This is a genomic window from Collinsella sp. CLA-ER-H5, from assembly GCF_040092375.1.
In the GTDB taxonomy this organism is placed as follows: Bacteria; Actinomycetota; Coriobacteriia; order Coriobacteriales; family Coriobacteriaceae; genus Collinsella.
The window spans coordinates 47,408-60,751 of sequence record NZ_JBBNLR010000014.1 but is presented as its reverse complement, the minus strand read 5'-3'; the positions used below and the strand labels follow the sequence as shown (position 1 = coordinate 60,751).

Sequence of the window (13,344 nt, the reverse complement as noted above, 5' to 3'; positions counted from 1 at the left end):
GCCATATTCTTCTTGAGGGTGATGACCAGATCCTCGGCGTTCATATCTGCTCCAATGCCGTGGTTAACAATTCCATTATACCACGGTGGCATCACCTATATGTCAATTATGGTCTAACAGAGCCAAATTTTTTGCACTTCTATTGCTTCTTTATCACACATAAGCAAAGGCCGAACGCATTAAGCAGGCGATTGAGCTGACCGGATACGTGCGGTCCAGCCAGGCTCGCGCGCTGCGCACCGGCTCCACCAAACTCATCGGCGTCATCGTGCCCAAGATTAACTCGGAATCCGTTAGCCGCATTACCGCCGGCATTGGCCAGGTGCTCGGTCGCCGTGGCTACCAGATGCTGCTCGCCAATACCGACAACGCCCCCGATCGCGAGCTCGAGTACCTCGATTTATTCCAAAATCACCCGGTTGATGGCATCGTACTCGTGGCGACCATGATCACCGATGAACATCGTGCGGCCATTGCGTCTTGCCATGTGCCCATTGTGCTGATCGGCCAAAACGTCGAGGGCGCGGCTTGCGTCTATCACGACGATTACGAGGCCGCTTTTGAGCTGGGCCAGGCGCTCGCGAAGCATGTTGAGGGCAAGATTGCCTATATCGGTGTTACCGAGGAAGACCGTGCGGCCGGTTATGACCGCCGTCGTGGTTTTGAGGCGGGATTGCGCGCCGCGGGTAACCCGCTCGATGCCGCCTTGATTCGCCTGGGCTCGTTTACGCTCGACTCGGGCTATGGTGCGGCGCGTGAGCTGCTTTCCGTCGCTCCCGATGTTTCGTTTATCGCCTGCGCGACCGACACCATGGCGGCGGGCGCGCTGCGTGCCATCGATGAGGTTCGCGGCATGGGCGAGGGCATACACCGCGTGAGCGGTTTTGGCGACAACGCGTTTTTGCGCGCGCTGACGGGCGGCATTCCTACTGTGCATTATGGGTATCTGACCAGTGGCGTCGAGGCCACCAGCATGCTGCTTGACACGCTCGATGGCGTGGAGGGGAAGCGCGGTCTCAAGACGATCAAGCTCGGCCATCAGCTTATGAATGTCTAGGCTCTGGGCACGTCTGCCTGCCTCTGAGGCCCCTGTTTTTGCCATAAAACTACCATTCGCCGGCTTTTTCCTACCGTTCACCCTACTATGAAAACGATTACAGACAAATGAAACTGAAAACGATTACAGCGTAAGTGTCAAAGATGGCCGGGTGCACATGCGCCCGTTGGAGGAAAGGGAAGTCATGGACTACCGCAAATCAGCGCAAGAGGTGCTCGACAACATCGGTGGCGCCGGCAACGTTGTTTCGGCCGCGCACTGCGCCACGCGTCTGCGCCTGGTGATTGCCGATAACGCCAAGGTCGACAAGGAGGCCCTCGAGAATATCGATGGCGCTAAGGGCGTCTTTGAGGCCCAGGGCCAGCTCCAGATTATTTTTGGCACTGGCACCGTCAATAAGGTCTACGACGAGTTCATTGCGCTCAGCGGCGTCGAGGCTGCCACCAAGGCCGAGGTCAAGGAGGCCGCGGCGCAGCAGCAGAACATCTTTATGCGTGCCATTAAGGTGCTCGGCGACGTCTTTGTCCCCATCATCCCCGCCATCGTGGCTTCGGGCCTGCTGCTGGGCATTATGAGTGCCCTCAACTTTATGGCCTCCAACGGCTTTATCGCGCTCGACACCAATAACTTTATCTACAAGATTGCCGACCTGGTCTCGGGAACGTCCTTTGGCATTCTGCAGATCCTGATCGGCTACTCCGCGGCTAAGGCCTTTGGCGCCAACCCGTACCTGGGTGCCGTCGTCGGTGGTGCGTTCATCAACTCCTCGCTGCAGAGCGCCTACACGGTTGCCTCTGAGGGCGTGCAGACCATGGTCACCGTCATTCCCGGCGTGTACGGCTTTGAGTGGGTCGGTTATCAGGGCCACGTGATCCCCATCGTTATCGCCTGCGCCATTCTCGCCTTCCTCGAGAAGCGACTCCACAAGGTTGTCCCCGAGATGTTCGACCTCTTTGTGACCCCGCTCGTCTCGGTGTTCGTGACCGTGCTCGTGACCCTCGTTGCCGTCGGCCCCGTCTTTGTCTGGGCCGAGAACACCATCCTCGGTCTGATCTAGGCCCTGCTCACCCTGCCCTTCGGCATCGGTTCCTTTATCGTCGGCCTGTTCTAGTCCCCCACGGTCGTTACCGGTATCCACCAGATGTACACCGCCATCGACCTGGGCCAGCTCGCCCAGTACGGCGTGACCTACTGGTTGCCCATCGCCAGTGCCGCCAACATCGCCCAGGGTGGCGCCGCGCTCGCCGTTGCCTTTAAGACCCGCGATGCCAAGATCAAGGGTTTGGCACTTCCTTCGGCCCTGTCCGCCTTCATGGGCATTACGGAGCCGGCCATCTTTGGTGTGAACCTGCGCTTCTTTAAGCCCTTCATCGCCGGTTGCATCGGCGGCGGCTGCGGCGCCCTGGTCTGCGCGCTCACCTCGCTTGCCGCTTCCGGTACGGGCGTTACCGGCATCTTCGGTATCCTGCTGTGCCTGGCCCAGCCCGTGCAGTACGCGATCATGTTTGCGGTCGCCGCGCTTGTTTCCTTTGTCGTCTCGTTTGTCCTGTATCAGGACGAGCCCAAGGCTTCCGAGCAGGCCTAAGAGCTTTTGATTGAGGGGATCCCGCGGGTTGTATGCTCGCGGGCGTTTCCCGTATCTGGTGCCGATCTCTGGCGCCTTGTTACTTTCGATCCGTTAGGACTTTGATATGTCTAATGCACTTGGTCGCGACCTTGCAAAGTTGGTTGCCGCTGTTGACGCTGCCGCCTCTGAATGCGGCCATGGCGCGTATGGCCAGCACTTCCATATTATGCCGCCGGCGGGCTGGCTCAACGACCCCAACGGTCTTTGCCAGGCGGGCGGCGTGTTCCATGCCTATTTTCAGTATGCGCCGTTTGATGTTGAGGGTGGCGTTAAGGTCTGGGGCCATGCGACGAGTCGCGACCTTATGACGTGGGACTACGTTGGCGCCCCGCTGCTGCCCGATGAGCCGTTCGATTGCCACGGTGTGTATTCGGGCTCCGCGCTTGCCGAGGACGGCCGCATTCGCGTGCTGTACACGGGCAACGTTAAGCTTTCCGATGCAGACGGCACGTACGACTACGTCAATACCGGCCGCCGCGCCGATACTGTTTATGTCGAGAGCGTTGATGGCCTTGCCGGTCGGGAGTTCAGCCAAAAGCGCGTGGTGCTGGCGTCCGAGGACTACCCCGAGGATTTGACTTGCCACGTGCGCGATCCCAAGGTGTGGCGTGACGCGGACGGGCGTTACCACATGGTGCTGGGCCCGCGTCGTCGCGTGGATGGGCCACATGTCGAGAGCCGTTTTTGTGCGATGCACGGCGAGGGCGCCGGGCGTGATGTGGGCGAGATCCTGGTGTATGGCTCGGCCGATATGCTGAGCTGGGAGCTCGAGAGCCGTGTGTCTACGCCCGAGCGTTTTGGCTTTATGTGGGAGTGCCCGGGATACCTTGAGCTTGAGGCGGATGGCGGTGTACCGGCGAAGTTCCTGTCCTTTTCTCCCCAGGGGCTCGAAGGCGGCCGTTGGGACCGCGGCAACGTATACGCTGCTGGCTACATGCCTGTAGCGGGCGACATTACCGGCGGTGACGGTGCCTATGAGCTGGGCGAGTTCCGCCTGTGGGACGCCGGTTTTGACTTCTATGCTCCACAGGAGTTTACGTCCGAGGACGGTCGCCACATTCTGATCGGCTGGATGGGCATGCCCGATGAGCCGACCTATGGCAACGCACCGACCGTGGCGTGTGGCTGGCAGCACTGCATGACGGTGCCGCGCGAGCTTACGGCCGGTGGCGGCGGCGTGGTACTGCAGCAGCCGGCGCGCGAGATCGAGCGTCATTATGCCTCGGTGCGTGTGGGGGCGGGCTCGTTGGAGGTTGCCGGCGATACCTGCTTTGACGTTGTTGTTGACGGTGTCGACGGCGCGTTTACCGCGATCGTTGATGGCGAGTTGAAGCTGTCGTTTGTGCCTGCCAAGGGCGAACTGCCCGCGCGCTTTGAGATGCGATTTACCGATGAGAGCCGCGCTTCTGCCGGCTGCGGTCGTTCCGTACGGTGGGAGCCCGTCGACGAGGTTCGTAACGTGCGCATTGTTGGCGATGTCTCGTCGGTCGAGGTGTTTGTGAACGATGGCTCGCTCGCGTTTTCGACGCGCATCTATCCCGAGTCCTATGGTGTGACCGTCGACGCTCCGGGTGCGAGCGTGAACTATCACACGCTCAACATCTAGGCGATTCGTCGCATATCGGCGCTATACTTCAGCCGTTGCCCACGATGCGGGAAACATTCGCATCGTGGGTTTTTGCTTATGAAGGGACGGTGTCTTGTGGATGTACAGCAGCTAGAAGAGGCCTGGGCTACAAGGGCTGGCGCGCGTGAGGCGCGGTTGCTCGTGGCTTCGCATGTGCCGGCGGCGCTGTCTCAGCTGGGGATTGTGCGCCCCGGTGACCGCCTGGTGGCCTTTGCGGACGACTTTGCCGATGCGTTTGCGTGCGGCTTTGATGGCTGCGATGTTGTGCTGGTGGGGGATCCGTGCGCCGAGGCGTTTGCCGCCGCATCCGAGGGCTTTGATGTTTCGTTTGATGCCGAGGGTCCGCACCTGTGGTGGTTCGTCAACTCTATCGGCGGGTTTGGTCTGCGCGTGCCCGATCTTCGCGCCCTGGGTCGCGCGGCTCGCGATGCCCGCGCGCTGCTCGTGGTGGATAATACCGTGGCTGGTGTCTTTGGGTGCGATCCGTTGCGCTTGGGTGCCGTGCTGTCGCTCGAGGCACTCGACCGCGTGTGTGCTGGTAAGTCACCGCGCAAGCTCGTTGCCGCTTCGGTGGCGCGCTCGCAGCTCAAGCGCCATCGTGTGGATGCCGCTGCCGAGTGCGCATATGCCCTGCTTGAGCGCTGCGATGCGTTGGCACTCGACCTGTCTGTCGAGGAGGTTGACGTGCTTGAGCGTGGTCTTTCCTCGCTCGATACCCGCATGCAGGCACACTTCGACCGCGCCCGTGCGCTGGCCGAGTATCTGGCCGCCAACGAGATGGTGCGCGACGTGCGCTACCCCGGACTGACCTCGCATCCCGACCATGCGGTTGCAACGGGAATCCTCGAGCACGGCTTTGGCCCGGCAGTTGAGTTTGACCTTATCGAGCTTAGCGCAGGAGAGCTGTTCGACGCTTTGCCGGGGGAGTTTCGCACATCGCCTGCCGGCGGCGCAACGACGCGTCTTTCGGCCCCACGCGGCAATCAGGGGAGCACCATCCGCCTCTTCGCCGGCACCGACAACCCCTTGGTAGTTGCGGCCACCCTAGACAACGCCCTTCGCAACCAGCTAAATCATCCTCAACTTCATAAGTTGCGGTGAAATATGGATTGATTTACGGCTTTAACCGCATAAACAGTCCCTATTTCACCGCAACTTATAAGAAGGGGTTGTGTGGCTATAAAGCCCCGTCTCAAATTGGCTACTCTTTGATGCTGGCGATGAGGTCGTTTGCTTTGTTGGCGATGACGTTGTTGATGTCGGCCTGCAGCTCCTCGTAGACCGCTACGGCTCGCTCGCCGGCGGGGGTGAGCGTGGATCCGCGGGCGCCGTCGCGCTCGATGAGCTTGCAGCCAAGCTGACCTTCGGCTTCGTTCACAATGCGCCAGGCCTTGGAATATGCCATGCCCATGCTCTTGGCGGCACGGTTGAGCGAGTGCTCGCGGGCGATACCTTGCAGCAGCAAGACGCAGCCGTGGCCGAAGACGCCCGGCAGATCCTTGTCGCACGCTTGAATGACCAACTTTGCCGTCGTCTTGTACTCCATGTGCTCCGCGTCTCCCCGCTAAAGTGTTTGCTGGGCAAACGCAAGGCCTGCGTCAAACCCTCATGTGCTCTTCTTAAATCATGCATTGTAGCAGTCAAAGTGCGTTAAGATACTTCCCCAGTATTGGGCGCCCAAGGTTGGGCTGGGTCCTACGAGGCCTGCAGCCGACCGGTCGCATGGAAAAAGGAGAAACATGGCTACGTTCTTTCCCGGTGAGTCCCACACGTTTTCGGAGTATCTGCTGGTCCCTGGTTACTCGTCCTCGCAGTGCATCCCCAACAACGTCTCTCTTAAGACGCCGCTGACCCGCTTTAAGCGCGGTGAGAAGCCGGCAATCACCCTGAACATCCCCATGGTTTCCGCCATCATGCAGTCCGTCTCGGGCGTCGACATGGGTGTCGCGCTCGCTACCGAGGGTGGCCTGTCCTTCATTTACGGTTCCCAGAGCGCCGAGTCCGAGGCCGCTATGGTCAAGGCCGTCAAGGATCACAAGGCCGGCTTCGTTCAGTCCGATTCCACGCTGACCCCCGACATGACCATGGAGCAGGTCATCGAGCTCAAGGAGAAGACCGGTCATTCCACCATGCCGGTCACCGACGACGGCACTCCCAAGGGTAAGCTCCTGGGCATCGTCACCAGCCGTGACTATCGCCCCAGTCGCGATGACCACCAGACGAAGGTCTCCGAGTTCATGACCCCGCGTGAGCAGCTCATCGTAGGCGACAAGAATATCAGCCTCAAGGTTGCCAACGACGTCATTTGGGACAACAAGCTCAACGCCCTTCCTATCGTCGATGACAACGATCACCTCATGGGCATTGTCTTCCGCAAGGACTACGACAGCCACAAGACCAACCCCAACGAGCTGCTCGATAACGACAAGCGCTACATGGTCGGAGCCGGTATCAACACCCGCGACTATGCCGAGCGCGTGCCGCTGCTCATCGAGGCCGGCGCCGATGTCCTGTGCATCGACTCTTCCGAGGGCTTCAGCGAGTGGCAGAAGCGCACCATCGAGTGGATCCGCGCCAACTACGGCGAGGACGTCAAGGTCGGTGCCGGCAACGTCGTCGACGCCGAGGGCTTCCGCTTTTTGGCCGACTGCGGTGCCGACTTCATCAAGGTCGGTATCGGCGGCGGCTCCATCTGCATCACCCGCGAGACCAAGGGCATCGGCCGCGGCCAGGCCACCGCGCTGATCGACGTCTGCCGCGCTCGCGACGAGTACTACGAGGAGACCGGCGTCTACGTGCCCGTGTGCTCCGACGGCGGCATCGTCTACGACTACCACATGACGCTCGCCCTTGCCATGGGTGCCGACTTTATGATGCTGGGCCGCTACTTCGCCCGCTTCGACGAGAGCCCGACCGAGCGCGTCAATGTGAACGGTCAGTACATGAAGGAGTACTGGGGCGAGGGTTCTGCACGTGCCCGCAACTGGCAGCGCTACGACCTGGGCGGTGCCGCGAAGCTCAGCTTCGTCGAGGGCGTCGACTCCTACGTTCCCTACGCCGGTTCCCTCAAGGACGGCGTGGGCGGCACGCTCTACAAGGTCAAGTCAACGATGTGCAACTGCGGCGCCCTCTCGATCCCCGAGCTCCAGGAAAAGGCACGCCTAACGCTGGTCAGCTCGACCTCGATCGTCGAAGGCGGCGCCCACGACGTAGTCGTCAAGGACTCCCAGCAAAGCGTCAGCTATCGCTAAGCGGCTTTCCCAAGCACCGCACCTTGCCGTTCAAACCGTCGCTCGCGTACCAAAGTACGCGTCGCTCCTCTTTCACGGCAATCTGCGGCACTTGGAAAACCCGATCATGCTTGGGCGGGTAACAATTAGCGGTTGATTCACAACCACGTTATTTAGATAAAGCGAGATGCCCGCAAGTCGCAGGCATCTCGCTTGTCGTATTTGCTATCATCAGTCAAGTTAACCTTAGGGTCGGTCGGCTTGGCTTTGTTCGCTACAAGTTTCGCACGCAAAGAAGAGCACTTAATGTGCTCTTCGTCTTGCGCAGGACTGTCCGCAGTAGCGAATAAAGCTAAGCCGACCGACCCCAGCTAAGATTAAAGGAGCTGATATGTGCGATTGCACAGATCATAAGGACGAGATTCCTGTCTACGACGCGCAGGCCATTGAGTCCAGGTGGATGAAGGCCTGGGAGGACTCCAACCTCTTTGCCGTCGACACCGACGACAGCAAGCCCAAGAAGTACGTGCTCGAGATGTTCCCGTATCCGTCGGGCGACCTGCACATGGGCCACGCGCGCAACTACACTATCGGCGATGCCATGGCCCGTCAGGCCCGCATGCGTGGCTACGACGTGCTGCATCCCATCGGCTTTGACGCTTTTGGCCTGCCCGCCGAGAACGCCGCCATCAAGCACAACACGCAGGCTGCCGCCTGGACGTATAAGAACATGGACCAGGCGCTCGCCACGATGAAGCGCATGGGCTTCTCCTACGATCTGGATCGCATGGTCAAGACCTGCAGCCCCGACTACTACCGCTGGGGCCAGTGGATCTTTGAGAAGATGTGGGAAAAGGGCCTGGTCTACCGTAAGAAGAACCCGGTCAACTGGTGCCCCACCTGCAAGACCGTTCTGGCTAACGAGCAGGTTACCGAGGGTAAGTGCTGGCGCTGCGGCACCGAGCCCGAGAAGCGCGACCTGGAGCAGTGGTACTACAAGATTACCGAGTACTCCCAGGAGCTGCTCGACGATCTGGAGAAGCTCCCCGGCTGGCCTGAGCGCGTCAAGCAGATGCAGGCCAACTGGATCGGTCGCTCTGAGGGCGCCGAGGTCGACTTTACCCTGTGCGACCAGGATGGCGAACCCATCGAGGGCGACGAGGGCAAGATCACCGTTTTCACCACGCGTGCCGATACGCTCTTTGGCGTTTCCTTCTTTGTCCTGGCTCCCGAGTACGCCGGCTTGCACGAGCTCGTCGAGGGCACGGAGTACGAGGAGGCCGTCACCAAGATCGTCGAGGACTCCAAGCATATCTCTGCCGTCGAGCGTGCCCAGGGCACCCTCGAGAAGCACGGTGCCTTCACGGGCCGCTATGTGGTAAACCCCGTCAACGGCGAGAAGGTCCCCGTTTGGGTTGCCGATTATGTCGTTGCCGACTACGGTACCGGTGCCGTCATGGCCGTTCCCTGCGGCGACCAGCGCGACTTTGAGTTTGCCCGTAAGTACGACCTGCCGATCGTGCCGATCATCCTGGACGATGACGATCGCGCTGCCGTCGAGGCCAGCGGCGAGAGCATCGATACCTTCCATGCCGAGACCGTCGACTGGGATTGCGCTCACGCTGCCGAGGGCACGCTCGTCCAGTCCGGCAAGTACACTGGCATGCGCGGCGGTAAGCACTCCGAGGGTGAGGCTGCCATCGTGGCCGATCTCGAGGCCATGGGCTGCGGCCGTCGCAAGGTCGAGTTCCGCTTGCGCGACTGGCTCATCAGTCGCCAGCGCTATTGGGGCAACCCCATCCCGGCTATCCACTGCGAGCACTGCGGCATCGTGCCCGTGCCCGAGGATCAGCTGCCGGTGACGCTGCCCGAGAACCTGGACCTGGGCGCCGGCGAAACCCTCGCCGAGTGCAAGGAGTTCTACGAGACCACCTGCCCGGTCTGCGGTCGCCCGGCCAAGCGCGAGACCGATACCATGGACACCTTTACCTGCTCCAGCTGGTACTACCTGCGCTATACCGACCCGCACAACACCGAGCTGCCCTTCTCCAAGGGAGCCGCCGACCGTTGGATGCCCGTCGATAACTACATCGGCGGCATCGAGCACGCCATTCTGCACCTGCTCTACAGCCGTTTCTTTACCAAGGCACTGCGCGACCTGGGTCTGCTGAGTGTGGACGAGCCCTTCACCAACCTGCTGTGCCAGGGCATGGTCAAGGACGAGAACGGCGACACCATGTCCAAGTCCAAGGGCAACGTCGTGCCCCCGAGCTCGGTTATCGAGCCCTACGGTGCCGACACCATGCGTTTGGCGATCCTGTTTATCGCCCCGCCCGAGAAGGACTTCGACTGGGATCCCAAGGCCGTCGAGGGCGCCAACCGCTTCATCAAGCGCGCCTGGCGTATCGTTTGGCAGCTCGTCCAGTCCGGCGACGCCAACGTGGCCTTCGACAAGTCCGCGCTCGACGAGGTCGCGATGAAGCTCTATCGCGAGCGTCACCGCACCATCGCCAAGTGCACCGAGGACTTCGATCGCGGCCAGTTCAACACCGCCATCTCGGCCGTCATGGAGCTCGTCAACGCGGCGAGCGCCTACCTCAACGCCACCGAGGGTACCGCCCGCGACAAGGCGCTGTGCTACGGCGTGGCCAAGGATATCGTGAGCGTCCTTGCCCCCATCTGCCCGTTCTGGGCCGACGAGCTGTGGCACGAGGCGCTCGGCTGCGAGGGCAACGCCTACACCGCCGCCTGGCCCGAGTTCGACCTGGCCGAGTCCGTTGAGGACACGGTGCAGATCGTGGTCCAGGTGCTCGGCAAGGTCCGCGGCCGCGTCGACGTGGCCCGCGATGCCTCCAACGAGGAAATGCAGGCTGCCGCCGAGGCCGCTGTCGCTAAGTGGACCGAGGGCAAGACTGTCGTCAAGGCCATCTGCGTGCCCGGCAAGCTGGTCAACCTGGTGGTCAAGTAAGCACTGCGCGCATAGCTGACATGCAATGAACGAGGGGCGATCCAGTTGGGTCGTCCCTCGTCTTGTGTTTTTAGCCCTGCTTAGTCATTGCGTCGCAACGTTTTCTATGGGATGTGTACCAGGTCCCTAAAGTAAACGTTGCCCGTTGCCTCTTCGAACATCCAAATGTTGAGGTAGATGTCGTTGAGGTCGTTGTTCACATCAAAGTCCGGATCGTCGAAGGTGCCCACAAAGGTGAGCATGGCGCGCGTTTCCTCTCCAGCGGCGACCGGTTGGCGCATGTGTACGTCGCGGACCACGCCGTTGACGTAGGCATAGGAGTCCACATCGCCAAACATCATGTCGACACCGGTGTTGTTGGACACCGTAAAGACGAGCGCGGCGTCCCCGTAGCCGTCGGTGTCCTTGCCCACGCAGGTAACATGGACGTTCTCGTCCGCCTCAAGGTCGATGGGGAGCTGTTCTTGGGAATCGGGACCCAGGCCCTGGGGATCGACGATGTCTTCGTTTATTTTGTCGAAGCTCGCCGGGGGTTCGGTTTTCTCGATGGCTTTGGTGCTGCCAAGATCCGGTTCGCATGTTCCGGTTTTGCTGTTCGTTTTGCCACAGCCCACGAGGGTCAACGAGCACGTTGCGATGGCGAGCGCAGTCATGCAGAGGGTGCCTAGGCGTTTCATGGGTGCCTCCTTACCGTAAAGGATCTCGAAAGGTTCGTCGTTGCGCGACTTGCTGGCTGGCTTGTTGCAGAATGCCCCTTAACGTAAGTCTGATCGATAGGGGCTCGGGGAGGAATGCCCTTGGGGTCCGAACGGGCCTGTGGATTGGGACGCATGGCCCGTTCTTGGACCCTCGGACGCTTGCCTCATGGAGTCTTTAGTCCAATTGTCCTATTCTTGTGGAGAAGCTGTGCGCACGCTGACCTGCAGATTCGTACTGTGCTTGCACGTTTCCGCAGCTATTGGTATAGTTTGCTTGCAAATGAAGTTGTAATTGAAAGAAGTGGGGTTTCGGCCCCGCTTCTTTTTTGTATGGATGGAGGTGCCGCAATGGTCAAGACCAAGACCGAGCAGGCGATCATCGACGCGCTCGAGGCCGTCGCTCCCCAGCACGATATCGACATCGTCGACGTCGAGCTCGTGGGTGCCACCAAGGCCCCCTGCGTGCGCGTGCGTATCGAGGGTGCCGAGGGTCAGAGCCTGTCGCTCAACGACGTCACGGCCAACACCAAGTGGGTCGGCGATGTGATTGAGGAGCTCGACCCCATCTCTTCGAGCTATACGCTCGAGGTGTCGAGCCCGGGTATGGCGCGCCCGCTGCGCCGCCCGTGCGACTTTGCCCGCTTTGTGGGCGAGAACTGCGAGCTCACCTCCACCGCCACCGAGGGCCGTCGCAAGTACGCCGGCAAGATTGCCGCCGCCACCGAGGCCGACGTGACCCTCGAGCTCGAGGACGGCGAGTCCGTTACCCTCGATTTCTCTGATGTTAAAAAGTGCAAATTGAAGCCCACCTACGACTTCAAGCCCGCGAAGGAAGGAAAGTAAGATGGCAGCATCCGACATGATGTCCGCCCTGATGGAGCTTTGCCAGGAGAAGCACATCGACCAGCTCTACCTGATCGACCGCCTGGAGCAGTCGCTCGCCAAGAGCTATGCCGAGATTCTGCATCTTGAGTGGGGCGCCAAGGTGACCATCGACCGCACCACCGGCAAGATCTACGTCTACCGCCTTGAGCCGATCGACGATTCCATGGACGAGGAGGGCAACTTCACCGAGTTCGAGGAGATCGACGTCACTCCCAAGAACACGAGCCGCATCGCTGCCCAGCACGCCAAGGCCGAGATTAACGCCATTGTGCGTAACTCCGCCCGCGAGCAGATCTACGAGGAGTTCTCCGGCCGCATCGGTGACCTCATCAGCGGTACCGTGCTGCAGTCCACGCCCGACTTCACGATCGTCAAGATCCGCGAGGGCGTCGAGGCCGAGCTTCCGCACTTCGACCAGCGTCGTTACGAGAACGAGCGCAACGAGCGTCCGATGGGCGAGCGCTACCTGCACAACCAGCACATCAAGGCCGTGATCATCGACGTTCGCGACCCCAACTCCAACCTGCAGCCGGTTCGCGGCGAGCACAGCCGTCCGCCGATTGTCATCTCCCGTACCCACCCCGAGCTCATGCGTCGTCTGTTTGAGCAGGAGGTGCCCGAGATCTATGAGGGCACCGTCCAGATCAAGTCGATCGCCCGCGAGCCCGGCCAGCGCTCCAAGGTCGCCGTCCACTCGCTTGACGATCGTCTGGATCCCGTGGGCGCCTGCGTCGGCCCCAAGGGCAGCCGTGTTCGCGCTGTCGTGGGCGAGCTCCGTGGCGAGCGCGTCGACGTCATCCTGTGGGATGCCGATCCTGCCGTCTATGTCGCCAACGCCCTGTCGCCCGCTAAGGTCACCCGCGTCCTCATCGACGAGGAGAAGGCCTACGCCGGCGTCATCGTGCCCGACGACCAGCTGTCCCTCGCCATCGGCAAGGAGGGCCAGAACGCCCGCCTCGCCGCGCGCCTTACCGGCTGGCACATCGACATCAAGTCCGAGACGCTTGCCGCCGACATCCTCAAGAACGTTCCCGTTCACGAGGAGCCCGCCGCCGACCTGATCGGTGACGAGGAGGACGAGGACGTCCGCCGCTGCGAGTACGTGTCCGAGGACGGCATCCAGTGCCGCAACCAGGCTCGTCCCGGCTCCCGTTTCTGCGGTGTCCACGACACCGACGCCTTCGATGATGCGGAGGACCTGATCTAGCGCGCGGTTGCGCCGGGCGGGTCCCGGCGCGTCTCCCACGCTCGT

At 61.1% G+C, this 13,344-nt stretch carries 9 protein-coding genes and 1 pseudogene; 8 read left to right on the top strand and 2 right to left on the bottom strand.

The features are described 5' to 3' along the window. Nucleotides 1-208: 208 nt before the first annotated feature. The 4 genes and pseudogenes from AAAX31_RS06590 (at nucleotide 209) to AAAX31_RS06575 (ending at nucleotide 5,412) form a co-directional block, all read left to right on the top strand. Entirely contained in the window at nucleotides 209-1,057 is an 849-nt protein-coding gene (locus tag AAAX31_RS06590; RefSeq protein ID WP_226814287.1) for a LacI family DNA-binding transcriptional regulator, read from the top strand. A 157-nt stretch (nucleotides 1,058-1,214) separates the two neighbouring features. Beyond that, nucleotides 1,215-2,642: pseudogene (locus AAAX31_RS06585) on the top strand (PTS transporter subunit EIIC). 106 nt (nucleotides 2,643-2,748) lie between these two features. Beyond that, nucleotides 2,749-4,290, top strand: coding sequence for a glycoside hydrolase family 32 protein (locus AAAX31_RS06580; RefSeq protein ID WP_349076624.1), 1,542 nt, complete (start codon nucleotides 2,749-2,751; stop codon nucleotides 4,288-4,290). Nucleotides 4,291-4,386: 96 nt separating this feature from the next. Next, nucleotides 4,387-5,412, top strand: coding sequence for a PLP-dependent transferase (locus AAAX31_RS06575; protein WP_349076621.1), 1,026 nt, complete (start codon nucleotides 4,387-4,389; stop codon nucleotides 5,410-5,412). Nucleotides 5,413-5,512: 100 nt separating this feature from the next. Here AAAX31_RS06575 and AAAX31_RS06570 read toward each other — a convergent pair whose 3' ends face one another. Beyond that, nucleotides 5,513-5,857 (bottom strand): LysR family transcriptional regulator, encoded by a 345-nt coding sequence (locus AAAX31_RS06570; protein WP_349076619.1) that lies wholly within the window; start codon nucleotides 5,855-5,857, stop codon nucleotides 5,513-5,515. Between the two features lie 193 nt (nucleotides 5,858-6,050). Here AAAX31_RS06570 and AAAX31_RS06565 point away from each other — a divergent pair, with 193 nt between their 5' ends. Beyond that, the gene (locus AAAX31_RS06565; protein ID WP_006234046.1) at nucleotides 6,051-7,562 is read left to right on the top strand and encodes an IMP dehydrogenase; all 1,512 of its coding nucleotides are present in this window, start codon (nucleotides 6,051-6,053) and stop codon (nucleotides 7,560-7,562) included. A 370-nt stretch (nucleotides 7,563-7,932) separates the two neighbouring features. Beyond that, complete coding sequence (gene leuS / locus AAAX31_RS06560) at nucleotides 7,933-10,509, top strand: leucine--tRNA ligase (protein WP_217107848.1); 2,577 nt, start codon at nucleotides 7,933-7,935, stop codon at nucleotides 10,507-10,509. A gap of 104 nt (nucleotides 10,510-10,613) precedes the next feature. Here leuS and AAAX31_RS06555 read toward each other — a convergent pair whose 3' ends face one another. After that, nucleotides 10,614-11,186: a hypothetical protein gene (locus AAAX31_RS06555; protein ID WP_349076617.1), complete on the bottom strand. Its 573-nt coding sequence runs from the start codon at nucleotides 11,184-11,186 to the stop codon at nucleotides 10,614-10,616. Between the two features lie 369 nt (nucleotides 11,187-11,555). Between AAAX31_RS06555 and rimP the strand changes: the two genes are divergently transcribed. Next, the gene (gene rimP / locus AAAX31_RS06550; RefSeq protein ID WP_349076615.1) at nucleotides 11,556-12,050 is read left to right on the top strand and encodes a ribosome maturation factor RimP; all 495 of its coding nucleotides are present in this window, start codon (nucleotides 11,556-11,558) and stop codon (nucleotides 12,048-12,050) included. A gap of 1 nt (nucleotide 12,051) precedes the next feature. Next, nucleotides 12,052-13,299 carry a transcription termination factor NusA gene (gene nusA, locus AAAX31_RS06545; protein ID WP_006234042.1) on the top strand — a complete coding sequence of 416 codons (1,248 nt, stop codon included), beginning with the start codon at nucleotides 12,052-12,054 and terminating at the stop codon, nucleotides 13,297-13,299. Nucleotides 13,300-13,344 lie beyond the last annotated feature (45 nt).